General features: G+C 64.5%; 22 protein-coding genes. 12 read left to right on the top strand and 10 right to left on the bottom strand.

Annotated elements, in window-relative coordinates:
- On the top strand, positions 1-1,084 hold a 1,084-nt coding region (locus tag KA184_15110), incomplete at its 5' end, for a sodium:calcium symporter (GenBank protein ID MBP8130905.1).
- A gap of 118 nt (positions 1,085-1,202) precedes the next feature.
- On the opposite strand, the gene KA184_15105 is transcribed toward KA184_15110, so the two are convergent.
- From KA184_15105 to KA184_15085, 5 genes are all read right to left on the bottom strand, one after another.
- On the bottom strand, positions 1,203-2,648 hold the full coding sequence (locus tag KA184_15105) for a hypothetical protein (GenBank protein ID MBP8130904.1): 1,446 nt from the start codon (positions 2,646-2,648) through the stop codon (positions 1,203-1,205).
- A 23-nt stretch (positions 2,649-2,671) separates the two neighbouring features.
- Positions 2,672-4,255, bottom strand: coding sequence for a tetratricopeptide repeat protein (locus tag KA184_15100; protein MBP8130903.1), 1,584 nt, complete (start codon positions 4,253-4,255; stop codon positions 2,672-2,674).
- A 109-nt stretch (positions 4,256-4,364) separates the two neighbouring features.
- Positions 4,365-4,538 (bottom strand): hypothetical protein, encoded by a 174-nt coding sequence (locus KA184_15095; GenBank protein MBP8130902.1) that lies wholly within the window; start codon positions 4,536-4,538, stop codon positions 4,365-4,367.
- A 98-nt stretch (positions 4,539-4,636) separates the two neighbouring features.
- Positions 4,637-5,614, bottom strand: a complete 978-nt coding sequence (locus KA184_15090) for a dihydrodipicolinate synthase family protein (protein MBP8130901.1) — start codon at positions 5,612-5,614, stop codon at positions 4,637-4,639.
- Positions 5,611-6,078 (bottom strand): hypothetical protein, encoded by a 468-nt coding sequence (locus KA184_15085; GenBank protein ID MBP8130900.1) that lies wholly within the window; start codon positions 6,076-6,078, stop codon positions 5,611-5,613. The genes KA184_15090 and KA184_15085 overlap by 4 nt, the downstream gene beginning before the upstream one ends.
- 189 nt (positions 6,079-6,267) lie before the next feature.
- Here KA184_15085 and KA184_15080 point away from each other — a divergent pair, with 189 nt between their 5' ends.
- The 5 genes from KA184_15080 (at position 6,268) to mnmA (ending at position 10,925) form a co-directional block, all read left to right on the top strand.
- Complete coding sequence (locus tag KA184_15080; GenBank protein ID MBP8130899.1) at positions 6,268-7,554, top strand: DUF5596 domain-containing protein; 1,287 nt, start codon at positions 6,268-6,270, stop codon at positions 7,552-7,554.
- Between the two features lie 60 nt (positions 7,555-7,614).
- Positions 7,615-7,962, top strand: coding sequence for a histidine triad nucleotide-binding protein (locus tag KA184_15075; GenBank protein MBP8130898.1), 348 nt, complete (start codon positions 7,615-7,617; stop codon positions 7,960-7,962).
- Between the two features lie 324 nt (positions 7,963-8,286).
- Positions 8,287-9,330: a peptidoglycan DD-metalloendopeptidase family protein gene (locus KA184_15070; GenBank protein ID MBP8130897.1), complete on the top strand. Its 1,044-nt coding sequence runs from the start codon at positions 8,287-8,289 to the stop codon at positions 9,328-9,330.
- A 6-nt stretch (positions 9,331-9,336) separates the two neighbouring features.
- Positions 9,337-9,789: a polymer-forming cytoskeletal protein gene (locus tag KA184_15065; protein ID MBP8130896.1), complete on the top strand. Its 453-nt coding sequence runs from the start codon at positions 9,337-9,339 to the stop codon at positions 9,787-9,789.
- 26 nt (positions 9,790-9,815) lie between these two features.
- Positions 9,816-10,925, top strand: coding sequence for a tRNA 2-thiouridine(34) synthase MnmA (mnmA, locus tag KA184_15060; protein MBP8130895.1), 1,110 nt, complete (start codon positions 9,816-9,818; stop codon positions 10,923-10,925).
- An 18-nt stretch (positions 10,926-10,943) separates the two neighbouring features.
- Here the strand turns inward: mnmA and KA184_15055 are convergent, their stop codons facing one another.
- Positions 10,944-12,446 carry an isochorismatase family protein gene (locus tag KA184_15055; GenBank protein MBP8130894.1) on the bottom strand — a complete coding sequence of 501 codons (1,503 nt, stop codon included), beginning with the start codon at positions 12,444-12,446 and terminating at the stop codon, positions 10,944-10,946.
- A gap of 231 nt (positions 12,447-12,677) precedes the next feature.
- Between KA184_15055 and KA184_15050 the strand changes: the two genes are divergently transcribed.
- Together KA184_15050 and KA184_15045 are read left to right on the top strand one after the other, a co-directional pair.
- Positions 12,678-13,163, top strand: coding sequence for a hypothetical protein (locus tag KA184_15050; GenBank protein MBP8130893.1), 486 nt, complete (start codon positions 12,678-12,680; stop codon positions 13,161-13,163).
- 7 nt (positions 13,164-13,170) lie between these two features.
- Positions 13,171-13,827: a DUF4184 family protein gene (locus tag KA184_15045; protein ID MBP8130892.1), complete on the top strand. Its 657-nt coding sequence runs from the start codon at positions 13,171-13,173 to the stop codon at positions 13,825-13,827.
- A gap of 9 nt (positions 13,828-13,836) precedes the next feature.
- Here KA184_15045 and KA184_15040 read toward each other — a convergent pair whose 3' ends face one another.
- The 4 genes from KA184_15040 to KA184_15025 form a co-directional block, all read right to left on the bottom strand.
- Positions 13,837-14,886 (bottom strand): hypothetical protein, encoded by a 1,050-nt coding sequence (locus KA184_15040; protein MBP8130891.1) that lies wholly within the window; start codon positions 14,884-14,886, stop codon positions 13,837-13,839.
- Positions 14,887-14,895: 9 nt separating this feature from the next.
- Positions 14,896-15,426 carry a hypothetical protein gene (locus tag KA184_15035; GenBank protein ID MBP8130890.1) on the bottom strand — a complete coding sequence of 177 codons (531 nt, stop codon included), beginning with the start codon at positions 15,424-15,426 and terminating at the stop codon, positions 14,896-14,898.
- Positions 15,427-15,578: 152 nt separating this feature from the next.
- The gene (locus tag KA184_15030) at positions 15,579-16,805 is read right to left on the bottom strand and encodes a methyltransferase (protein MBP8130889.1); all 1,227 of its coding nucleotides are present in this window, start codon (positions 16,803-16,805) and stop codon (positions 15,579-15,581) included.
- An 18-nt stretch (positions 16,806-16,823) separates the two neighbouring features.
- On the bottom strand, positions 16,824-20,216 hold the full coding sequence (locus KA184_15025; GenBank protein MBP8130888.1) for a hypothetical protein: 3,393 nt from the start codon (positions 20,214-20,216) through the stop codon (positions 16,824-16,826).
- Between the two features lie 549 nt (positions 20,217-20,765).
- Between KA184_15025 and KA184_15020 the strand changes: the two genes are divergently transcribed.
- The 4 genes from KA184_15020 to KA184_15005 form a co-directional block, all read left to right on the top strand.
- Positions 20,766-22,331 (top strand): response regulator, encoded by a 1,566-nt coding sequence (locus tag KA184_15020; GenBank protein MBP8130887.1) that lies wholly within the window; start codon positions 20,766-20,768, stop codon positions 22,329-22,331.
- A complete protein-coding gene (locus tag KA184_15015; protein MBP8130886.1) occupies positions 22,309-23,241 on the top strand; it encodes a response regulator in 933 nt (310 codons plus the stop codon). The genes KA184_15020 and KA184_15015 overlap by 23 nt, the downstream gene beginning before the upstream one ends.
- Before the next feature lie 432 nt (positions 23,242-23,673).
- The gene (locus tag KA184_15010; GenBank protein ID MBP8130885.1) at positions 23,674-23,862 is read left to right on the top strand and encodes a hypothetical protein; all 189 of its coding nucleotides are present in this window, start codon (positions 23,674-23,676) and stop codon (positions 23,860-23,862) included.
- A gap of 2 nt (positions 23,863-23,864) precedes the next feature.
- Positions 23,865-24,046: hypothetical protein (locus KA184_15005; GenBank protein ID MBP8130884.1), on the top strand; the 182-nt coding region annotated here is incomplete at its 3' end.

Genomic DNA, 24,046 nt, shown 5'->3' with positions numbered 1-24,046 from the left:
CACGTTTGTCATCAACATCATCGTGTTCGCGCGGGGCATCTCGCGCGGCATTGAGGTTGTCGCGAAATACTGCATGCCGCTGCTGCTTGTGCTGGGCGTCATTCTGACGATTCGGGTAATCACATTGCCCCCGATGGAAGACAGAAACATCGGCCAGGGGCTTGCCCAAATCTGGAGCGTCACGGACTGGAGCGTGCTGCTCAAGCCCAACGTGTGGATCGCCGCGACGGGGCAAATCTTTTTCACGCTTTCGGTGGGTCTGGGCATGGTGCCTACCTACGCAAGCTACCTGAAGAAGAAAGAAGACATTACGCTGAGCGGCCTCGCCGCGTGCAGCACGAACGAATTCGCCGAGGTGGTGCTCGGCGGCACCATCGCGATTCCGGCGGCGGTACTGTTCTTCGGCGTGGTGCAGGCGCGCGAAATCGTACATACGGACGGCACCTTCGCCATCGGTTTCTTTGCCCTGCCGTGCATTTTCCAGCAGATGCACGGGGGCCAGTTCTTCGGCACGATTTGGTTTGTGCTGTTGTTTCTGGCGGGGCTGACTTCGTCCATGGCCATGTTTACGCCGCTGCTGGTCTTTCTGGAGGACGAATTGCGCATCGACAAGCGCGTCGGCGTCATTCTCATCGGGTTCGCTGTATTCCTGATGATGCAGCCCGTCATCCTGTTCAATCATTTCAACGTGCTCGATGAAATCGACTACTGGATGGGCACGTTCTGCCTCGTCCTTTTCGTCGCCATCGAGTCCGTGGTGTTTGCGTGGCTATTCGGCATGGACAAGGGCTGGGAAGAAATGCACTTGGGCGCGGACCTGCAAGTGCCGCGTGTGTTCTATTACGTCATGAAGTACATCACGCCCACGTTCGCGGTGGGGCTCGTGGCCTGGTTTGCCTACGACGGACTGCTTGACAAACTAATGATGAAAGGCGTGAAACCGGAGGCCGTGCCCTACCTTTGGATCGGTCGCGTCATGATCCTGATGATGGCCGCTTTCATCGTCTGGGGCGTGTGGTATGCGTGGCAGACGCACCCCAAGTTCTTCGACGAGGTGGAACGTGATGAGGATCAAACGTCATGAGCCTGCTGTCCTGGGCGTATATGCTGGCCGTCTGGATTCTCATCGTGCTACTCAACGTTTACTGCTTCTACCGCGTCTTCACGAAAAAGAAGCCAGGCCCGGACGAATAGCCTCCCGGTCACTTCGGCTTTAGAGCCTCCCGCATGTCCGATTCGAGTTCGGTGAACGCCGACTGCAGCGCGTTGTCGGCGAGGGCGCGCAACGCCTGCTGGTCGAGGTCTTTGGCGCGGGTAGCGGCGAGGGCGCGCGCATCGAGCGCGAAGCCGGACCCGCTGAGCTGCTCCGCGTTCGCCATCAGCCCTTGGCGCAATTCCTGGATTCTGTTCACGTTGTCGCGCAATCCGCGGCTGGCTTTGGCGTATGCGTCGGAGAACTCGGGCGTGATCGTTTCGTAGGCGCGGTTGGCTTCGAGCAATTGCGCGATAGCGGCGGCATAGTAGCCGTTCAGCGCATGCTGGTCCGCCTGTGCTTCCAGGCCCGCGGCTGTGTTGAGGGCGTTCAACTGTTCGTCGCGGCGCTGGTCGCGTTCCTGGATGAGCTTTTCCGTGTCGAGCCGCTTTCCCTCCGCCGTGGGATGCAGCGCGTCCGTGTCGATGGCGGTCGTGTAGGCTGCCAGTGCCTTCTCAAGTTGCCCGTCCTCGAGCAACGCGTCGCCCTGTTCGACGTAGTAGGCGCCGATCTTCTCCGTGACTTCGCGCCGGTCGGGCTGCGCGGCAAGCACGGCCTGGTATTCCTGCATGGCGCGTTCTCTGAATCCTGCTTCGTAGAAAAGGTCCCCGATCGTGACCCGCATGTCCGGCGTGGGCGGGGCAATTTTCGCCAGCCGGTCCGCGGCGCCTTCGATTTCCGGGAGATTGCCGCGCCCGATATAGAAGGCGTAGCCGCCCAGGACATAGCGGTGCAGTTGACTGTCGGAAACCGTAGCCACCACGGTGTCGCTTGTCAGCAAGGTGAGCCAGGCGTCGGCGATAGCGTCCACGGTCCTGCCCGCGTCCGAAGGCAGCGAAGCCTTGGCCACGCCTTCAAAGCCCAAGCCGTCCTGGTAATCCTTCAGGATCATCTCGTCTCTGCCCGCGGCGCGCGCGACCATGTCCGTGAAATAAGAGCGCGACTCGACCAGCACGCGCTTGCCGGTCTGAATGGCCAGCCGGTCGATAGCGGCCTCGACGTCTGTCTCGTACCGTTCCCGGAACATGGCCGGCGCGGTGCGCAGCGGCGAGACGGCGCCGGCAATCATCTTGCCGAGCACGCCCAGCCGGTACGCGTAATAGGTGTCAAAGCCATTACTCCCCGTCACCTGCAGCAGATAGACCTCCGCCTCAATGGCGCGGACGGGGTCCGTCTCGAGGCCGGGATGTTCGGCGGCGAGCTGGTCCTGGGGAATCATGGCGCCTTCGCGGATTTCGCGCTGCCGCTGCTTCAGGGGAAGATTACGCTCCGCCGCGAGCAGGTTAAGGGCGAAATCGACCAGGCTCAACTGCGTCCTGGGGCTCCATGCGGCCGCCGGCCCCGCTGCCGTGGCGACGAGCAGGGCAATGAGCACAAACTTGAGCATTCGCGTCATGACTCTTCCTTCATTTCGCCGGGTCACGAGGAGGGCGGGAGCGCAGTGCCCTCGGTCTCCTGCAGTTGCTCCACGAGCAGTTCGATTTCCTTCACGTCCGTGCCCTCCTGGCCGCCTACCAGCTCAATATAGCGCCGTAATTCGGCCAGTCCCTGAGAGACGGTCCCGCTCTGAATATGATACAAACCCGTTTCGAGCGCGGCGCCGGGGTATTGCGGGTCGGCCTCCACCGCCCGCTGGAAAGCGACCAGTGCTTCTTGCGGCTGGTTCTCGGCCATGAGAATGCGTCCGTTGACCGTATAGGTCATGGCAGTCAGGCGCGCTGGATTCGCGCCGCTGCCCGCCGCACCGCGGCCAAGTTCGAGCGCCGCGTCGATCATCTGGCGCGCGCGGGCGAGGTCGCCCAAGTCAAGATAGAGGGCCGCCGCGAGCATGGCGGCTTCGGCGGCCTGGGGCACGTTCAGGTCGACGATGCGCGTGTACTTGGCCGCCGCTTCCGCCTTCTTTGCCATGGCCTGCAGGCAAAGGGCATGGAAAAATGCCGCCAAGGCGTTCTCCCGGCGCACTTCCTGCGTGCTGTCGCGAAGCATTTCTTCGCCTTTGGCGAACTCGCCGCTGATAATGTGCCCAAGAGCCAGCCGCGTCCGGATTGCGTCGTTGGTGACATTGCCGCCGATACCGGCGAGGCGCGAGGCCGCGGCCTCCGTCTCTCCGCTGAGACTTTCGATGGCCGCGAGGGCCAGTTGCATCTGGCTGTCTCCTTCCGCGTTCACTGCGCCGGCGAGGGTCTGCCGCGCGTTCTGGAAATCGCCGTTCCGCGCTTGCGCTATGCCAAGCTGGATCTTGGACCGCGTGTCGTCCGGTTCCAGCGCGACGGCTTTGTCCAGCGCGTCCAGTTCGCCCTGCAAATCTCCGGTTTCCGCCCGCAACAACGCCAGCATATACCAGGCGCGCGCGCTATTCGGGTTGTGATCGAGGAGTTGCTGCAACAGGGTGCGCTGGCGTTCCACCGCCGCCGGGCCCTGCTGGCGGCGCAACGCGAGCACCGCGCCCCAGGCCGCGTCCTCATTCGCCGGGTCAAGCCGGTGCGCCTCTTGAAACGCCTGCGCGGCCTCCCCATAGTCCTGTTTGCCCCAGCGCAACTGGCCGAAGAGGAACTGCGCCGCCGCGTCTTCATTGTGGGAAGACAGGTATTGCCGCAATACGTTGGTGGCCGCCAGGTCCTGCCCGTTCCGGGCAAGTTCCCGCGCCTTCGCGACCGGCCCCTTGAGCAGTTCTGGCAACTGCCACAACAAGACCCCCAGCGCCACCAGCACGATGGCGCCCCCGACAAAGAAAGGCCAGCGCCGCCGCGTTCGCGCCGGCGCGGACTTGCGCTCCTCGGCGATCTTCTGCCCCGTCAGCAGGTTCGTGCCGCACTGCACGCAGATGATCTCGCCATCATGCACAACGGCGCCGCAGCTCGGGCAGTGCTGTTCGTGCCCCGCCGCGGCGCGGCGGGGTGACGAGGGCGCCTTAGGCTGCATCGGGCCGCCGCAATGCGGGCAATTCGCGAGCTTGGGGTCGGTGAGTTTGCCACAGTAGGGGCAATTAATCATTGCTGGCACGTCTTGCTCTCCCTGTTCGCAGCCGGGCCGGACGCACGCAAGGCCGCAGGCGCCACATCACCAAGCGCAGTCCGGTTCCCCGCGGCTGCTCCAACACGGGGCCGCCGCCTCATTCCACGTCTTCATCCGGAAACGTCGCGCCGCACCCGCGGCACACCGTTTTCTCCAGAGCATTCCGCCGGCCGCATTTCGGGCACCGTTTCCACATGAGCGTCGGGACGGCTATGGCCGTTATCCCCAGGATGACGCTCAGCATGATAATGAGATAGATGGTCGGGGACACGCAACCTCGCCTTCCGGATGCGGCGTCTTGTCGTTAATGCAACAACCGCCTCGATTATACACGCCGCACTCGGGATTGAAAACTGCCCGGGCGGCGTCTCAGCCGTAATGCGCGCACTCGGCTTCGAAGACCTGCTTGGACTGCGCGTATTCCTCGGGAGTCAGCGGCGCGGCGTTTTTCACGTAGGGATTGTTCTCGAGCGTGCGGGCATGCAGCGGCACGGCATGTCCGTGGTCCGTCGCGTACCGTTTCATGAACTCGACGGGGTTCTTGGTCATGCGGCAGAGCCGGTTCGCCGCCCGCTGTGCTTCCATCGCGCCGGGCCAGTCGCCCGCTTCGAAGCGGTCCTGGACCGCGTTCAGAATGCGGGGGTTTAATGTCGCCCCCTGCCCGATGACAGCGCGCGCGCCGGCGGGCAGCGCGGCGTAAAACACCGTCTCGCAACCACAGATGAAAGCCGTTTCCGTGCCTGCGAGCGCGGCCCCGATGTCGCACAGGTATTCAGCGTCCGTAGTGGACAACTTGATGCCGCGGATGCCCGGCAGCGCGGCGAGCTCGCGCATGAGCGCGGGAGAGACGCAATAGTCCGGGTCCGTGCCCGGCGGCTGGTAGAGCAGAACGGGCGGTGCAAGCGCGGCGGTGACGGCCTCGAAGAAACGCAGGATCACGCCGGCGTGCGATTCACCCGCCTCGGGCGCGATGCCCTCCGGTATGGTGAACACCACGCCGTCGGCGCCCTGGTCCTGGGCATAGCGGCCCAGTTCGATCGACTGGCGTGTGTACAGGCCGCGGTCGGGGCGCCGGTCCCGGTTGCGGTCCCAGATGCCCGCGCAACCGATCAGGACGGGCGCGCGCCCGCGCAGGTGCGCGCAGCCCAACCGCGCTATCTGCCGCACTTCCTCGTAGGAGTAGGCATACATCTGGCCCATGCCGGACCGCAGAAAAAACGCGCTGACCCCGCCCCGTTCGATCAGGAAATCGAGGAAACGGCGCTGGCCGGCCTCGTCAATCGTGAGGTCCTCCTTGAATGCGGTGAACATGGGTGCGATCGAACCGCGCACGAACTCTGGTATCATCGATGTCCTCCACGCCCGGGCTCGGGCGCCCGTCTGCTCCGCAAGTATTGTTCCGCTTTCTTAGACGGCGGCGGCTGACGCCGTTTCACACGCAATGGCCGCAAACGCCAAACCAAGAACACGATAACCACCGCGGCGCCGATTTCCACATAAAGCAGACCATGGGGAACATAAAGGTCCGCATCCCAAAACCGCAGCCAAGGCGTGGTCCAGTCCGGGCCCTTGACCCGAACGTCAAAGGCGCGCTTCATCGAGGACTGGTCCTTGAACCAGGCCGCGGCCCGCGTGAGCGTGCCGACTGCCGCATGCATCAGGGCAAGGTAGATGATGATCTCCACCCCGTAGAAGATAATGGGCACAGACCAGCGCCGCGTGACGTATATCAAGGGCGTCATGACAATCACGCCGGCCGCATAATAGACGGCGTATTCCCTGAAATGTTCGAGCACGGGCGTGAAGTCCATGAAAGGCATCTCCACTCATGTTGTCACAAGTGAGTTTAGCATACGCTTAGCAGACATGCCAGCATGGGCCGAAGTAGCTCACTGAAATCGCCGCGCGCCAGGGGGGCGGCACTGGCGTCATGCCGGGGCGATGTGTCACCATTAGGGCCGGTATTGTCGCCGGAGTTGCGAAACGGGAGTCGTCACGCCATGAGTGGAGTAGACCTTGCCGATTTCGACGCGGTGCGCGGCGTGCTGGGCCTCGGCGATGCGGCGGAGCCGTTGCGAGCCGGATGGGCCGCCACCGGAGCGGCCTTTGCCCGGGAGGGCGCGCAGTTCCTGAGCGCGGCGTCCGTGGAGGACGCATGCCGCCTGCTGCGGTTAAAGACAGGGACGGCGCAAGCCTACCGCGAGCACCGGGGCGCGTTCGAAGGGAATCCCGCACTGAAACGGCTCGCATGGCATTGTCATGCCCTGTTTTTTCAGCAAGGTGCGGACGGCCTGGAGCGGCCGTCACAGTGGCCCGTCCTGCCGGAGGCGCTGGGCCCTGCCGCGCACCTGTTTTACGGATATGTGTTGTTGCCGGGCGCGCGCGGGCTCCAGGCCAGGCACCATCTGAAGGGCGTGCCTGAGGACATCACGGTGGACACGCTCAGCGATATCGAGCGCTGGATGGAAGACTACCGCGTGCGGCATGGCGTCTACGGGTTCGACAAGATTCGCTGGCTCGAACTGCACTTCGCGTGCCGCCTGTTCCAACTGGGGCGGCTCCAATTCGAAATGCGAACTTGGGCCTTTGACTTTACCTTCCTGCGCGACCGATTCAACCAGCGAGCCGTCGCATTGTGCCCGGACGGGGCCCGCTTTCGCGAGGACGGGCAGTTCGACGGCACGAATGGAATCCAAGACCCCACCGCATGGACGGCGCAGTACCGCCCGGGCCATAAGATCATCCGAGGCAACCCGGTCCGGCCCGACGGCACGGCCCTGCGCGAGGTCGTGTCCCTGCCGACGGTCGAATGGGAGGTGGCGCTGAAACGGGGCGACCGCACGCTCGGGGTGCATATCCCGGAAGGGGACCGTCTCACGCCTGCGTCCTGCACGGACGCCTTTGAACACGCGGAGGCCTTCTTCGCCATGTATTTCCCCGAACATGACTACAAGGCGTTTGAGACCGATTCGTGGCTGCTCGACCACCAGCACGCCGCGTATCTGCCCGAGTCATCAAACATCATCCAATTCCAGCGCCGGTTCTACGCGCTGCCGGGGCCGGGCGCCAATGACGAGCAATTGCTGGACCGCGTCTTTTTCGGCAAATTCGGAGACCCGGCTTCGGCGCCGCAGGACACGGCGCTGCAGCGGCATATTGTGGAGCATATGCGGCGCGGCGGGCGCTGGCGCACCGCGCTGGGCGCGGTGTTCCGGGAAGACCTTGCCCGCGGACCGCAGTACTATCGCGAATGCTCGCAGGGTACGCCGTGGCAATGTCCGGGCTGACCAGGAGGATTCGCCGGGCCGGACAAAGGAATGAGGCCCGGCGGCAAGGGAGCAACGACGATGGCTGAGGATTGTCTGTTCTGCAAGATCGTGCGCGGGGAAATCCCCGCGGAGAAAATCTACGAGGACGACGACGTCCTGGCGTTTCGCGATATCAACCCCGAAGCGCCGACGCACGTCCTGCTCGTGCCCAAACGGCACCTGCCCCGGGTCACGGATGCGACCCCCGCGGATGCGGAACTGCTCGGAAAGATGTTGCTGGGCGCAAACGCCGTCGCCGGCCGCGAAGGTGTGGCCGCCAGCGGCGTGCGTTACGTGTTCAATACGAACCAGGATGCCGGTCAGGTTGTCTTCCACGTCCACATGCACATCCTGGGCGGGCGTCCGATGGGCTGGCCGCCGGGTTGACGCCCCGTAATTGTTCCATTCTTGCGGATGCTCGCAGGGAACCCGCCCGTGGCTGCGGGGATAAGAAAAGGGCCAGTCGATAGTCAAGGCGGCACAAACTACGAAATCTGCTAGGCTGTCATCTGAGAATTAGGCGCTTTTTTTGTGGGAAGAGGGTGCGAACATGGTTGACACGACCCGATGCGCATGCTATAGTCTGCCGCACGGGAGAATGAAGCGCACCCGCACCGACACAGCGTGGGGTGTGTCTAACGCGGAAAAACAGCCGGGAAACGGCCATACCAGGCTGAAAGCCACTCCAATTCATAAGGAGCTAAAACCTCTATGAAGAAGTGGACCGTGATGCTGATCCCTCATGATCGGACCAGCACGCGCACGCTCACCGTTTCCGCCGTCCACCTCTGGGTTCCCGTTGCCCTCCTCGTGACCTTGGTTTTCCTCACCGCTTTTCTTCTCCAGCGGGAGCGGGCGCTCAGCGCACGCTACCGCGCGCTTGAAACGGAAGCGGTGCGCAGTTCGTTCGCGGGAGGGGGGCTCCTGGCCCCGGAACAGGCCCAGGAACTGGAGGCGTTGCGCGAAACCAACGCGTCGCTGCATACCGAAAATGAGACCATCCGCGCGGAAAACGAAGCGGATCGCACCGCTTACCGTGAAGGTATCGAGACGGTGACGGCGCGCCTGAACGAAGTGCTGGAGGTGGAAACCCAGATCCGGAACTTTACGGGGCTGGCCCCGCGGGGTCCTGTCACGCAGCAGGACCTGCGCGCCGTGGGCGGGGGCAAGGGTGGCCCGCCGGAAGGGTTCGGCGGAGTCGCCTTGGCGCGGAATGGCAACGCCATCCGCCCTCCGTACCTGATTTATGGCATGTCGCGGCCCTCGGCCGACCTGATCGTGGAAGAGATCGAGATTCGCACCGGCAGCCTGCGCGAATTGCTGCGCGATATGGAGACCGAGCGCGACCGCATTGAGCGGGTGCCCTCGATCTGGCCGCTCGCGGGCGGGGCCGGGCAGGTCACGTCGCATTTCGGGTATCGCAAGGACCCGTTCAGCCGGCGTATTCGTCATCACGACGGCGTGGACCTTGCCGCCAAGCCGGGCGTGAAGGTGTTGGCGTCGGCCAAAGGGAAAGTTGTGGACGCGGGCTACGATGGGTATTATGGGTATGTTGTAAGGATCGACCACGGCAACGGGCTGGAGACTTGGTATGCGCACCTGTCCCGTTGCCTTGTCAAGACAGGTCAACTCGTGCAGCGGTCCGACGTGGTCGGGACCGTAGGCAATACGGGCCGGACCACCGGGCCGCATCTCCATTACGAGGTGCACAAGAACGGGAAGCCGGTCAATGCCGCGCAGTACCTAGGCAGATAAAGGCACATGCTGGAATCACGCAAGAAGTCGTACAACGAAAACAAGGTAGTGAGCATCATCGGGCCGGGCACCACGGTCGTCGGCGAAATCAAGACTGACGGCACGATCCGAATCGAGGGCAACGTGGCCGGGCGCGTGGAAAGCGAAGACTCGGTCGTGGTCCAGGAGACCGGGCGGGTCAAGGCGGACCTCATCGCGGGTCAGGTGATTATCAGCGGCGAGGTGCACGGTAACGTGTACGCCCATGACCGCTTGGAGATCACCGCCAGCGGCAAGGTTGTCGGCGACATTACCGCGCCGCGCGTGAGTATCGCCGAGGGCGTCATGTTCGAAGGCAAGTGCCAGATGAAGCCGCCGGGCCAGATCAAACCGCCGCCAGCGGCCAGTCAGGCCGCGGCCGCGCCGGCACAGCCGCAGCAGCAGACCATTCCCGGGCAACAGCCGCGGCCCCAGGCCTGAAGCCCATCCCTGTCAGCGCGCATCCCATGCGGATTCCCACCAACGCGAGAGTCCTCGTCGCGATGAGCGGCGGGGTGGACAGCGCCGTCGCGGCGTCTCTGCTCGTAGAGCAGGGGTGCGTGTGCATGGGGCTGACGCTGCGCCTCGTGCCCGAACCGGCCGGGAAATCCCCGTTCGAGCCCTGCTGCGGCCTGGAAGCCGCCCAGGATGCGCGCCGCGTCTGCGCCACGCTCGGCATCCCTCACGAAGTGCTGCACGCCTTGGACCGCTTCGACCGCGACATCATCCGCTTCTTTGCGGAAGAATACGCCGCGGGCCGGACGCCGAACCCCTGCGTCCGGTGCAACCGCATGATCAAGTTCGGCGCGCTCTATCAGCGGGCAAATGAACTGGGCATGGAATACATCGCCATGGGTCATTACGCACGCCTCGAGAAGCGCGGCGCGCGCTGGTCGCTCCGCCGCGCCGTGCATCCGGCCAAGGACCAGAGCTACGTGCTCGCGCCGCTGACCCAGGCGCAGCTGCGCCGGGCCGTCTTCCCGCTGGGCGAGATGACCAAGGACGAGGTGCGCGCACGCGCGGCACATCTCGATTGCCGCACGGCACAGAAACGCGACAGCCAGGAACTCTGCTTCGTCGCGGACCGTGACTACGCGCGGTTCTTGAAAGCTCGGGACGTGCCGTCCGCACCGGGGCCGATCACCTCGGCGGATGGCCGCGCGCTTGGCCGTCACAAAGGCCTAATCCACTACACCATTGGCCAGCGGCGCGGGCTTGGCATCGCCGCGGAACGGCCTTACTACGTTGTGGGGCTCGACGCCGCGCGGAACACGCTCATCGCCGGAACGGAAGAAGCCACTTTCTGCGCCCAGTTCGAGACGGGCCGCATCTGCTGGGGCGGCATGGCTCCCCAGGACACGCCCTTCGAATGCCGCGTGCAAATCCGCTCTCGGCATCATGCAGTTCCCGCCACGGTGACGCCCGTGGCCGTGCCCGGCAGCCGCACCGGCGCGCGCGTCCGGCTGCGTGCGCCAGAACGGTCCGTAACACCGGGTCAATGGGCGGTGTTCTACGACGACGAAGATTTCGTCATCGCCGCTGCGCCGGTCCTGCGTTTCGAGCCGGCCATGGCATGACCGCCACGCGGGGGCGTTTCAGCCGGGAAGACCCGCCAGCAGGTCCTCGCTGGTCAGGCTCGGGCACCAGTACTTCTCGATGTGCTGCACGACCAGGTCCGTTCCTTCATCGTGGGGTATCCGCGGTGGCATCGCGGGGTTGTACATCGTATCGGTGAGGTCGCGCACGAGGCAGCAGTCCAGTCCCCAACGGCTCAGTTGGCGGATGCCGAAAGACCGGTTCAGCACGCACATGTTTGTGTGCACGCCCATGATAATGACATGCGTGATGCCCTCCTGCGCGAGGAAATGGTACACTTCGCGCCCATCGTCGCTGATACCGTCGTATTCGCCGACCGGGAGCGTCGCGGTCTGCCGCGTCCATGCCGCGTACGGCTGCTCCGGGCCGGGGCAACCGCCGTCGGAATCGTCGATGGGCAGGGGCGGATCCGCGACCGTTTTCTGGTCCGGCGGCGCAACGGGCGGCGCAGCCTGCATGCGGCGGCGCTGCGGCCAGTCCTGGTAGAAGCCCAGGGTCTCGGACGGGCAGTGAATGATCTGGACGCCCGCCCCGCGCGCGGCGTTCAACACCTCCGCCATGCGCGGGGCCATCTCCGCGACGCGCGCGTTTGCGAAATCGCACCAGTGCTTGTCCCACATGTCGCAGACGATGACCGCTGTATCCGTCACGGGCCATTCGCGGGTCAGCGCACGCTCGGCCCATGCGCCCGCGGCGTCCTGTGCGCGCGCGCGCAGCGCGAGCGTCAGCACACCCTCGGGCCGGGGCCGCCGCGTCACGGGCGGCAGCGGCTTGCGCGCGGCGGGCTGCTCCGCGGCCCAATACAGCGCGTTTGCCAGCAGCCGCCGGAACGATGCGCCCTCGAAATCGCCCACGCCGCCCAGCGACGTGTAAAACACGCGCCCGCCGTTGTGGACGCGCGTCCACGCCAGGGGTTGCGGGCCATCGCTCACGGGCGTGCGGCCGAACATGAGCACATCGCAGTCGTCAGCCACGGGCCCCGTCTTGTAAAGGCTATACCGCGACCGGATGGGACCAACACCCTCGAGAACGGGGTGGTCTGCCCGGCGCGGCTTCGCAAGCACTTCCGTCGTGGGCCCTTCGCCCAGGTGGCCCTGGTAATTGCCGCCGAGCACCTCCTTGTCGAATTCAAGCCAAGTCTGAATGCCGTGGCTCATCGTGCGCACGGCCACGAGGGGGCGTCCCGCCGCGCAATAAGCCTTGATTCGCTCGAGTTGCTCGCCTTCGAGGCGGAGCCGCCGCAAGAAGAAGAGCGCGACGTCGCACGTATCGAGCGCCTCAAGGCCGGGGATATCCGTCCAGCCCGTCGCTTTCAACAATGTGCACTGCACGTCATGCCGCGTTTCGAGATACTCCTGGAAGGCCGCGAGCGACGTGTCCGAGTCGTATTCAAACGACCCCGAGACGAGACAGACCTGCAACGGCGCGGCGGGCGCTGCCGTGGCCAGGATTCCCAGACACGCCGCAAGCACGAGGCTCGATGCCATACCGCAACCATGCATGTAACGCTTCCTCCCTTTGCACCACGATACTGCGCTCGGCGCCTCAGCTTAGCACAAGTGAATTCCCGCGCGGTCCTTGACTCTGAACCGCGAGAGTCTCTACCCGCCGAACTCCTCGTGAGAGCACACCCGAGGCGGTCTTGACAACACGCGACGGCTCAGCTAACTTCCTCTCTGCCGTATTGTGTCCGCAAACCGAACCGCGGCATGGGCCGCACGAGGGCCGCGCGCATGGAGGGTTCGATCCGCCTGCATTGGCTGGATGGGTGTGTTCTCCTGCTCTCCCTTGCGCTGCTCGCGGGCATCAGCATCTATCACACGCGCCGTCAGCAGCGCCTGAAAGACCGCTTCCCGGCGTGCCGCTCGACGCGCTGGCTTCCTGTCGGTGCGTCGCTCATGGCTGCGTTGAACAGCGGCATGGACTACATTATGCAGTCCGCGGGCATGACCAAGTTCGGCGCCGCGCTCGCCTCGCTCTACGCCATCTGCTGGAGTGCGCCGCAACTGATGAACGAGTCGCCGCCTCTCCTGCTCGGCCTGTTTCCCGGCGCGGTCGCGGAAGGGGGCCGGAGCCTGAGTTTCATCTGGCCTTCGTCGTTTGGACTCGTCACGACGTTGAGCCTCGGCTATTGCGCGAGCCTGCTGGCGCCCGGCATTGCGGAAGCCGCGCACACCCGGAACTGGTTTGCCGTCACGGGCCGGGCCTTGGAGGAATGACGACGTCATGCCGCTTGCGTTCCCGTCACATCAGGGCCTGATCGCGCCGCTTTGGCGGCGATGGCCGCGCGTTTTCGAGGTTTCCGCCCTGTGCGTGGGTGCCGCGATGCCGGATGTCATAGACGGTTTTGTCGGGGCGTATCGCGGCTACCTGGGCCAGGGCGTGGGCCACTCGCTCGCGGGTCTCGTGCTGCTCTGCATGCCCGGCGGCATGTTGTTGTGGTGGATGCTGGGCCGCTTGGCGCGGCGACTGCCGGCGCAGGCGCATCCGGGCCTCCTGTGGCGGGCATGGGGTGCGGGCGTACACGCCATGCGCATCGCGCCGCTGCGCGACATGACCCGTTCATCCTGGGCGCGCAGGCTTGGCTCGTTGTTCATCGGGGCGTGCTCACACTTGGTTATCGATGCGGTATCCCATGGCGATTGTTCGTTGTTGTACCCGTGGCGGCCTGACATCCACATATTCCCGGAGTGGTGGAACGTTGCATGGATACGCCTGCCCCTTCCCGGATACCGGAAACCCTATCCGATTGGCCCGCATTTCCTTGTTTGGGCGTTTCTCAGCGTGTACGGCGCCTGGCTGCTGGTCAAGCCGCTGCTCCACCGGCCGGCCGGCTCGCGCAAAGGAACGGACACAAGCGGCCAACGGCTTGATGCCCCCTGACGCATCGGCTCAGAAAGCTATCGCGTCCAAGCCGGGGATGGACGAATCCAGCGGCACCGTCTCGATGTGCGTGGCGCCCAGGCGGGCCAGGTCGTAGCGCACCTTGGCGAGCGGCAGGGCTGGGTCGTTTGTGTCCAACTGCACGCTGAACTCGGTGAAATTCGCGCCCGTGTTCATCGTCGGTTCGTCGCCGAACAACTTGTTCGCGCTCAAGTAGTCGAGCACCTGCGGCACCGCTTCCGTCTTCGCGTTGAAGAAGATGAGCACCTTGTTCTCGGCGAACACCGACCCGTACAGATTGAGCAGGAACATCTGCGCCAACTCGAATTTGCCGGGCTGGTTGCGGATCTCCGGGTTGACCCATATGCCCGTCTCGGATTCCATGATGACTTCGCCGATTTCGAGGCCGTAATTGCGGATGGCGCTGCCGCTTTGCGTGATTTCGAGCCCGAAATCGACCGCGCCGTTCTTGACCTTCGCTTCCGTCTTGCCCCAAGTCTCGTAGATGACAAGGCCGCGCTCGGTGCGGGGCGGCGTCTTGAACTTCTGCACGCTGTATGCCCCGTGAGTCGCGCCGAAGCCCAACTGGGCAATCTTGCGCAGGTACCAGTCGAGCGCGAGATAGGGCATCTCAGAAACCATGCTCACCAGCGGCTTTTCGCGCAACAGCGCCGCGAGCCAGTCGTCGAACGCCTGCGCCTTGTCGCGCCGGTCGTAGATGATGACGATGCGCACGTCGCCGCGGCGCAGGGACAGCACCTTTTCCAGGCTCAGTTCGCGGTTATACTCGAACTTGAATTCGAGGACGCGCTCGCGGGTCCAGTCGTCGCCGCCGATGGCAATGTCCACCTCGCCCAAGCCGACCTGCGCGCCGAACTCCTGCGGCCGGCCGTCCCAGCCGAGCAGCACGGTGTGCAGGGGGAATGTCGTCGGCCCGCCCGCGTCGTAACCCTTCGTGGGAAAGCCCGCGTGCTTCAACAAGGCTATCAGATTGCCGCCGCGGTTGGGGTCCGCCAGCGAACCGGCGGGCATGCCGATAACCAGGCGCGTTTCGTTCATGATGTCCTCCTACAAGTTCACCGGCATGCGCACTTCCCTGCGCACGGGCGCGCGCCCGCTCCACGACAGGTACGTTACGGCAAACGGGTAGCATCCTAGCGTAAGAGCCAGTCGCGGCACGGTCCACGGCAATTGAAACCACACGCCGGTCCCTCGCCACAACGCCACAAGCATCAATGCAGTGCCCGCGGCCAGCGACCAGAGGCTGACCCGCTTGGCGAGCGGCGGCCAAGGCTGAAATTCCTTGCCCGGGCGGTGGTCCAGGAAGAACCCCACGCCAAAGAACAACAACCCGATGGCTACCGCGCCGGGCTCGACCTGCGTATAGCCGAAAATCCAGGGGCGCTCCGCGAGCGGGTCGATGCCGAAATTCGGGTCAAACAGCACCAGCCGCGCGATGCTGCACAGCACGATCAGCGCGGCGCCGTAGAACTGCAAGCGGCTGTACAGATAGCGCGCGCGCAACATGCGCCGCGCCGCGCCGGCGCACAGCAAGAGCCACGGCAACTGCACCAACACAACGACAATGTAAAAGAACACCCCCTGCACTCCTTCTCTTCCGCGCGGGGTCATCCTGCGTCCGCGGCCTGCAAACATCTGCCGGGCCGGCGGAACCTCGCCTGCCGCTGCAACGGACACCTCACCCTCGCGCGCATCTCATAGTATACCTTGGGCCGGCCCGCCTGGTCTCGTCAGGCGTGTATCGCGCCGTACATGGCGATGACGTTAGCCGGCGGCACATTGGCGAGGATGTTGTGCACCTGCTGAAAGACAAAACCGCCGCCGGGCTGCAACGCGGCAACCTGCCCGCGCACATGCGCGGCAACCTCGTCCGGCGTTGCCTGCGGCAAGATGCGCTGGGTGTCGCAGCCGCCGCCCCAGAAGGTCATTTCCTTGCCGAAATCGCGCTTGAGCCCCGCCGCCTCCATGCCGCGGCACGAGACTTGCACCGGGTTAATCGCGTCGAGTCCGGCCTCGATCAGGCCCGGCATCAACTCGCGTACGCCGCCGCAGCAGTGCAGCATCACCTTGACGTTCGCGAGCAGCTTCGCGCGCTGCCACAGAAGGGCGTGGCGCGGCTTGAAGTACTCATCGTACATGGCGGGCGACATCTGCGGCCCGTTCTGCATGCCGAGGTCGTCGCCGAAGAGAATCACATCGATGTACGGCCCGACCGCGCCCAGGAACCGCTCCAAATTGCCCAGGTGCATCTCGACCACGGCGTCGAGAAACCGGTGGACGCGTTCCGGCTCCGCCGCCAGCATGAGCAGGAACTGGTCATTACGGTAGAGGAACTGCCCCATCTCGAGCAGGTTGCCGCCAAACAGCCCGACGATCGCGCGGTCCGTCTGCGCGCGCAGACGCTGCGCGCCTGCGGCCAGCTTGTCGAGCCCGTCCGGCCCCGCCGTAAGCGGCCCGGGCGGCGACGCCACGGCCGTCCACATGCATTCGCAAATGGCCTCCGGAATGCGCGACGGGCGGTCGTCCCCATCGAGAAACGGCCAATGCGTCTGCTCAAAGAACCAGACGCCGTCGGGCATGGCCGCTATGACCCGCCCGGACGCCGACCGGATCACCCAGCGCCCGGGCTCGCGTTCCGGCAACGCCCACGCCGGCATGAGGCAGGGGGTCCCGTCCGGCAGGGTCCATTCGGCCCAGTCCTTGTCTTCGACCGCGAAGGCGCGCCCAAGCTCGATGGTGTCGATGCCGAAACGTTCGAGCACGTCCTCATCGACCACGGCCAATTGCTGCACGGGGTCGTAGACGCGCACGGGCCGCGGCTCGAGGCCGAGCGCCGCGCGCAGTTTCGGATACGCCATCGCCATGATGCCGGAAGATCGGTGCCCGGAAAGGTCCACGGGCACACGGTCCGGTTCGCGATGGTTCAGGGCTGCAAGCACGCGTTCACGAGAGGTCATGACTCTGGAACCTCCGCCTTACTTTTCCTCCGCAGAGAGGGGAAGACCAAAACGCAGCGTGACGATGTCGCCGGGCAGCACGACCGTGTCGTTATGGACGACCCTGCCCGGTTTCTCGCTTATGGTGCAGAGGTTCACCTGCTCCGGCACGATGCCCGGGAAGAAGCGCGTCAGCCGCTCCTGTCCAGGCGTGACGTTCAGCAGGCGGACGATAAGCCCGTCGCCGCTGTCGGCGGGCTTGAGCGCCGTGCAGATGAGCCGGTCGGTCTTGATGGCAAATAGCGGCGGGACGGCGCCCGAATGCGGTGCGGCCGCACCCACAGGCGAGACGACAAGCGGCTGGCTCTGTTCGATGCCGAAACGATGCGCATGGACGGGGTCGTAGCCGTCATGGGGCCGCAACGAGAACCGAAACGCCGTGGGTCCCTCCTGCGACGCCTTGTAGTTGGTTTCCCAGTAATTGTTCATGACGTAGGCAAACAGCGTGGTGCGCGGGCGCACGCACTGCTTGAGCCAGCCAACGGAGACCGGGTCGCACGTGACCGCGCCCACCTCGAACAGGGGGGCGTCCGGCGTGGCCAGCGTTACGCCGCCGGTGCTGTTCGACACGTCCAGCCACCGCTGCACGGTGAAATAATTCTTGCACGAGCCGGTCATCTGGTCCGAGTCGGGCCGGACCACCGCGAAAGGCGTATCCATGCGCGTAGTGCCGCCTGGCACGTTGAAGGGGAACGCGATGTGCACGGCTTCCTTCTCGTAGACGTTTTCCTTGTCGAGCGTGTCCACGAGGTCCACGCGGCCCAGTCCCGCCACGACGCGGATTTCGCGCGCCAGTCTCCGGCAACCCGGCGCCGCCGACTCGACCAGCAGCGAAGCGAGCAGCGGTCCGGCTTCTTTCACGGTCACGCTCGCGCCGTGGGCGCGTTGTGGCGCCGCCGGGTCGCGCCCCGCGACGTAGAGGTAGTCGTTGAGCCCGAAGCCCTTGCTCGTATCGACGAGGTTCGCGCCGGAAATGCCGCTGCCGAGCCGCACAATGGCGCCCGAGGCCGGGTCCACCTCTATTGTCAGCCCGCCTGCGCTCAGTACAGTGCCTTCCGCCCGGGCGTCGCCTTCCGGCGCGGCGTCGCCCGCCTCGATCGTAAACGCGGCGCTTCCCAGTGCGGGCACGTCCTTTGCCACAAACGCCAACTCGCCCGTGGTCAGCCGTTGCGACGGCACGGCGGCGCCGTTATCCGCGAGCACGCGGTCTCCAGGACGTTTCCAGTCGGCGGGCAGCACCACGAGGTCCGTGCGCGGCCACGACGCCGTGTTGAATACGGCGACCCGGCGCACGTCGTTCGGGTCCGGCTGGAGCACGGCCAGCGCGCGTTGCATGAGGTCGCGGGTCTGCCGGTCGGCGTCCAGCGCGAAGGCCTGCTTGGTCCGCCACTGCGACACCGCGAACTCGCTCTCCGGCTCGCTGATGCTGTTGTGCGCGCCCCACGTGTGTTCGTCGTACAGGATGATGTTGCGCCACGCTTCCTGGAAGTCCGCGGCAGGGTACGGGCACGGGTCCAGCATCGGCCACAACGCCTGGGCCTGTACAAGCCGCTCGGCAGCCGCGCGGTTGACCACGGTCTCCAGCGCCGACGACGCCGCGCCGTCTTCCCAATAGGGCGTGAAATCGCCGCGATGCTGCGCCAGCGTTCCCCCGTAGCGTTCCTCAAACGCGCCGAAGGCCTGGCTGACCGTGGCGATAACGATCTTCGGCGAGGCGTATTGCTCGTTCCACGCACGCACGAAATCCGGCAGGCTCGGGTCGGGCGGGCCGTTATCGCCGCCGATGTTGTAGCGCGCAATTGCGATGTCATAGGGGTACTTGCTCTCCTGCAGGCGTGCCAGGTACTCGAGGACCGCCGGGGCCTCCATCCCCGCGTCGCCCTGGCTGTAGAACGGGCCGCGATGGAACCACGAGTAGCCCTCCGCGTGAATCCAGCACAACACGCGCTGCTTGCCCGAAGGCGAGACCCAATAGAACGGCTTGTCGCCCCATTCGGCCAGCGTGTAGCCGATGCGGTGGCCGCGGTTAGGCCCAATCGAGAAGAAACGGACGCCGCTCCACGCCAGCGCCGGGATAGTGCCCCAGGTATAGCCGGGCACGTCAGAAATCATGGCCGAATCGATGCTCAGATCATACTGTGCCGCAAGACGCCGGGCGTAGCCCGTCAGTTCGAGCAGTTCTTCCGGCCGGCACAACGCGGTTAGCTCATTGCCATACAGCGCATCGAGGCCGATGGTCCCCTGCCGCACTGACTCGACAAAAGCGTCTCGCTGCTCGGGCGTGGCGCGGCGCAAATAGCTGTCCACGGCCCAAAGTCCCTCCGGCAGCCACTTGAACCGCGCCTCCGGCGGGTAATCGCGCGTTTTCCGGCCCAGTTCAATCGCCTGGTCGAGGAACGACCACTGACGCGCTTCCACTTCGCTCTGGTGGTGCGTGTAGCCAATGTCCAGGTGCGTGTGGTGCAGCAGGTATACGGTCCACGCGCGCGTCGGCCTGATTTCCACCTGATGCTCCGCCAGTGTCTGGTCCCCGCTCGACACAGTCACCGTCTTCGTCGCAGGTTCCCTGACCGCGGCCGTGAACAGTTCGACCACCTGCGTGCCATTCGTGAGCGTCCTGACCACCGGAGGACCGTCATCTATCCGCAACCGAATCTCGCGCGGAGCGCCCACGTGCCGCACCGGTACGCGAACCACCTGCAGTAATGCGCCGTCTTCCTCGCGGAGCAGCGGCGGGCACGCGACCGTGCCGACGGAAGGCGGAAGCGCGCTCACGTCGCCCAGCGCGGCAGGGGCGGGCGTCTTCAACGCAATGTAGTCGTAGAGCATCCAACAGCCCAATTCGATGGTAATCGTGATCTCATTCTCGCCCGCTTGCAGCAGACTCGACGAAAAGGGTATCTGCAATGCGTGCGGCTGCGTCACGGTCGCATCGCCTTGAATGGACGCGTCCCCCGCGCCTTTCGGTGTAGGGCGCCGGAACACGGTCCCGTTCACGCTGAATGTGATGGCAGGCGGACGCGACGAATGCGTGTCCACCAGCCGCACCTCGAGCACGGACTTGCCCTCCGTGGGCGCTTCCGCCAGCGCGAATACTATCGTAAAGGTATGCTTCTTCGAATTGCCCCAAGGGTCCACTGGCCCGGGATGCGCATAGGGCCAGTCTTTGGCCGGGTCGGACCACCCCACGACGAAGAAGCCGTCTTCCTTGTACTCGCCGTAGCGGTTCGGCGCCAGCGCAAATTCCGCCGCGGATTTGTCGGCCTTGCCAATTTCCCACAGCACCTGGAGGTCCTGCTGCGGGGCCGACCCTGCCGCGCCTGATATAAGAACAATAGCCAAACCCATGCCCGTGCCGATGGCGCGCGACATACATGTTCCTCCTTCGATAGAAGACCTCCCGGCGGGTCCCTCATGAATAGCGTACGCTACTCTAGCATGCGCGAGCCCGGAGTATACACGAGTCCGGCGAGCCCCCGCCTCGCGCCTCGTGGCGGGATGCCGCCCGCTCGCACGGAGCGTGCGGCAGTCCCGGCCCTGCGGCCGGGCCGAGGACCGGGCGCGGCATGCGGCCGGTCAGTCCAGAATCTGGACAAAAAGATGTCCTGATTCTGGAATTCAGGAAGCGAATCAACGAGACTCGGAACGGCTTCAGAAGCTTCCAGTCCTGCTAAGATGCTCTCTTGGAAACACTTGCACACGTCCTGCCATTGGGAGCTTCTTTTGGCGCGAATCTTGCTCCTTCAAACTCAGGACCGTTGAAAGTGCGGCCGTGCGGCGTTGATTCTTGGTTATGTCTGTGTGCTAATATAAAAGGCAGAGGACGTGGCCATCCGTGAGGGGTGGCCTGTGAGGTGCGCGCCCGCAAATCAGGGCGGGGTCAATCCGGTTGGGTTGACCCGCGGGCGGTAAGGGGTTCGTATGGGTGCGAGACCTGTCATACGTGTGTTGCTCATCGATGATGATGAATATCACGCGCGTCTTTTTGACGAGTACCTGAAGGAATCGCAGGCGGCCTCTTTCCTGATGGATTGGGTGGATACCGTCGAGCAGGGTCTCGCGGCACTATGCGGTCACCGGCATGACGTGGTGCTGCTCGACTATTATATCGGCAGGGCGACAGGTTTTGACCTGCTGGACGCCTGCCCCATGGTCACGAACCAGGTGCCCGTCATTTTGCTCACGGCGCATCCGGACCAGAGCATGGATACCGAAGCGCTGGGGCGAGGCGCGTTTGACTTCCTTGACAAGAATCATATCAGCGCCGCTGAACTCGAGCGGACGCTCCGCTACGCGGTGCAGCATTTCCACACCCAACAGGCGCTACGCGAGAGCAAGGAACGCTTTGAGGGCCTTTACAACGCCGTGTTCGAGGGCATTCTCGTGCACGACGGCGAGCGTGTCCTTCATGCCAATCCCGCGCTCTTGAAGATGATGGGCCGCCCCTCCGCGGAGGTCATTGGCGCGCCGCTGTCCGAGGTTTTTAACGGTGCGCTCGTGCCCGTGCTCGCGGCGACGCCGCACGGCGGCGCTTCCTCGATGGAGTTGGACCTGCGCACCCGCAATGAGGAAGTTCTCGTGACGGCGGTGCGCGCGCGCCGCCACATCTTCAACGGCCGAGTCGCATACCTGCTGGCAATCCGCGACATAACGGAGTCCAAACGTCACGAGGCCGAACTCAAAAAGATGAATGAAGCGCTCGAACTCCGCGTGGCCGAGCGCACGGAGGCGCTGCGGCGCAGCAACCAGGACCTCGAGCACTTCGCGCATGTAATTGCCCATGACATCCGTCTGCCGTTGCACACGGTGCACGAACACCTCATGGACGCCTGCCTGAACCTGTCCGAGGAACCCGACCCGGAAGAATCAGCGTTTCGTCTGCACTTCATCGAAAAGGCAGTGACCACGGTCGAACGGCTGCAGGGGCTCATCGACTCCGTGCTCGAGTACTCGCGTATCTCGAGCCGGGAAACCTCCTGGTGCCCCACCAACCTGAATGGCGTGCTGCGGGATGCGCTTCTGGGTCTTGGCGCCGGCCTCGGGGAAGACATGTCGCACGTTGCCGCGGCGCAGTTGCCGGTGGTGCTGGGCGACCCGGTGCTGCTTGGAAACCTGTTTCAGAACCTGCTGCAGAACGCCGTCAAGTATCGTGGCGCTCTCCCCTTGCGCCTGGAAATCGGCGTTTGGGATGACGGGCCCGCCTGGCGGCTTTTCGTTCGCGACAATGGCATCGGGTTCCGTCCGGAGGAAGCGCACGATATCTTCGTAGTCCTGCATCGCGGCGGCAACGCTGCGTCATATCCCGGGGCGGGTCTGGGTTTGGCCACCTGCAAGAAGATAGTCGAACTGCACGGCGGCCGCATCTGGGCGGAAGCAGAGCCGGGCCGGGGCGCCACGTTCTTTTTCACACTCCCGAAATGGAACGAGGAACCGCTTCCCGAGCCGGCAATCCGGGAGGAAGGCCATGAAGCGCATCCTGGCAATTGACGACGACCTGCAACTGCTCGAAATGCTGGGCAAAGCCCTCATCGCCCGCGGCTTTGCCGTGGCGGCGTGCCCCAGCACCAACGGCGTGATCGAAAAGACCCGTGAGTTCAAGCCCGACTACATTCTCCTCGACGTCATGTTTCCGGGTGGCACGGGATACCAGCTTGCGAGATCCCTTCGCAGCGACAGCGGTCTGTACAAGGTCCCCATCCTCTTCGTCTCCGCGGTGGTCGACGGGCCCGAAATCGCCCATGCGCTCAAACAGGGCGGCGACGGCTACCTGACCAAGCCTTTCACCATGGAACAACTGCTGGCCCGCTTGCGAACCCTCGACGTGTTGGCGGAGAAGCTGTCTAACCTCGACGCGCGGACCGGTCTCCTGCAATTGGAGGCGATTGGCCGGGAAATCGACTACCGCATATTCCGGCAGGAACATTTTGCCCTGTGTTATTTCACTATAAAGAATGTGGAGGCCTTCGAGGCCAGCCGCGGAACACAGGACACGGAACGCTTGATTGCCTGGACCGCATCGCTCCTGAAGGAGCAGGCGCGCGAGACGGGGCTGCACGAGACCCAGCTGGGGCACCTGGGAGGCGGCCACTTTCTCGCCTTGCTGCCGATAGACGACCAGCGGAAATATTGCAGGGCCGTGCACAAGCACTTCGACGAGGGCGTGAAACAGTTCTACAAGCAGTTTGAAGTGGACCAGGGATACGTGGTCGGCAGCCGCGCCGAGGGCGTGTACGAGGGCGCGCGCCTCATGCATCTCCACATCGTGCTGTTCCGGTCAGACGAGCACGAGTTTGACTGCTACCATGCCGTCTTGAAGGCATTCCAGAAAGCCCTCGAAGCCCCCGAAGACGACAAGGTTCAAGCCGTATTCCGCTTCTATCAAAAGTACAAGTGGTGACCGTCAGCGCGCCCTTGTACTCGCACGTGACAGCAACGCCCCTTGACAAATCGCGCCGTATCTGCTTTGCTAGCAACATCGGGTCCTGCGGATCGGGAAATAGTGGGCGAAACGCGGGCCGCCGATAACGGTGGATTGTGTTATATTGGGGAATAGGCTTATGCGGATTCGGGGTCTGGCCCAAACGGGGCAATTACTATCACCATTATGCTGTTTTCTGTTCCCTTTTCCCTTTTTCCGGGGCGGGGCAGCGGTTCTGGTCGCGTTCTGCGCCCAAACCGCCCTTGCGGGGCCTGAGGGCGAAACCGTGGCCACGTCCGCACAGGAAACGGGCCTGCGCATGTTCAATCTGCGGCTGCCGGACGCCGCAGCGGCCCGGGCCGCGCTGGAATCGTTCCAGGGGCCGCCCTGGCTGCGGGACGCGGTCGCGGCGTGGCGTGGCGTCAGCAGCACCCGGAAGCGCTGGACGGCGCGCTGCCGACGGGCCCGCACAGCGCGGACCGGGACGGCGACTGGCGGATCGCGATGAGCGAGTTGCTGCGGGTGATCCAATTCTACAACGCGGGCGCGTACCACCGCTGCGACCACGGCGAAGACGGCTTCTGCCCCGGCACGGAATAAGCATGCACCGCGCACGCTCGGAGAACACGCAGCAGAGAAGGCAAATGCCCGTTGGGCCGCTGACGGGCGACCAGATGTACCCGGCGTCGGGCTGCGCGGACGTGGCCGAGGCGGTCCTGGTGTTCAACCCGGCGACGATGTACCTGCGCTTCCACATCGAGCACCCGTTCACGGCCCCCGAGGA

This window comes from Candidatus Hydrogenedentota bacterium (assembly GCA_018005585.1).
GTDB lineage: Bacteria > Hydrogenedentota > Hydrogenedentia > Hydrogenedentales > JAGMZX01 > JAGMZX01.
This window is presented reverse-complemented; position numbering and strand designations above follow the sequence as displayed.

Coding starts and splice junctions, on each gene's coding strand:
- KA184_15105 (MBP8130904.1), bottom strand. CDS start 2,648: ATGACGCGAATGCTCAAGTTTGTGCTCATTGCCCTGCTCGTCGCCACG.
- KA184_15090 (MBP8130901.1), bottom strand. CDS start 5,614: ATGATACCAGAGTTCGTGCGCGGTTCGATCGCACCCATGTTCACCGCA.
- KA184_15085 (MBP8130900.1), bottom strand. CDS start 6,078: ATGGACTTCACGCCCGTGCTCGAACATTTCAGGGAATACGCCGTCTAT.
- KA184_15080 (MBP8130899.1), top strand. CDS start 6,268: ATGAGTGGAGTAGACCTTGCCGATTTCGACGCGGTGCGCGGCGTGCTG.
- KA184_15075 (MBP8130898.1), top strand. CDS start 7,615: ATGGCTGAGGATTGTCTGTTCTGCAAGATCGTGCGCGGGGAAATCCCC.
- KA184_15070 (MBP8130897.1), top strand. CDS start 8,287: ATGAAGAAGTGGACCGTGATGCTGATCCCTCATGATCGGACCAGCACG.
- KA184_15065 (MBP8130896.1), top strand. CDS start 9,337: ATGCTGGAATCACGCAAGAAGTCGTACAACGAAAACAAGGTAGTGAGC.
- mnmA (MBP8130895.1), top strand. CDS start 9,816: ATGCGGATTCCCACCAACGCGAGAGTCCTCGTCGCGATGAGCGGCGGG.
- KA184_15055 (MBP8130894.1), bottom strand. CDS start 12,446: ATGCATGGTTGCGGTATGGCATCGAGCCTCGTGCTTGCGGCGTGTCTG.
- KA184_15050 (MBP8130893.1), top strand. CDS start 12,678: ATGGAGGGTTCGATCCGCCTGCATTGGCTGGATGGGTGTGTTCTCCTG.
- KA184_15045 (MBP8130892.1), top strand. CDS start 13,171: ATGCCGCTTGCGTTCCCGTCACATCAGGGCCTGATCGCGCCGCTTTGG.
- KA184_15040 (MBP8130891.1), bottom strand. CDS start 14,886: ATGAACGAAACGCGCCTGGTTATCGGCATGCCCGCCGGTTCGCTGGCG.
- KA184_15030 (MBP8130889.1), bottom strand. CDS start 16,805: ATGACCTCTCGTGAACGCGTGCTTGCAGCCCTGAACCATCGCGAACCG.
- KA184_15025 (MBP8130888.1), bottom strand. CDS start 20,216: ATGTCGCGCGCCATCGGCACGGGCATGGGTTTGGCTATTGTTCTTATA.
- KA184_15020 (MBP8130887.1), top strand. CDS start 20,766: ATGGGTGCGAGACCTGTCATACGTGTGTTGCTCATCGATGATGATGAA.
- KA184_15015 (MBP8130886.1), top strand. CDS start 22,309: ATGAAGCGCATCCTGGCAATTGACGACGACCTGCAACTGCTCGAAATG.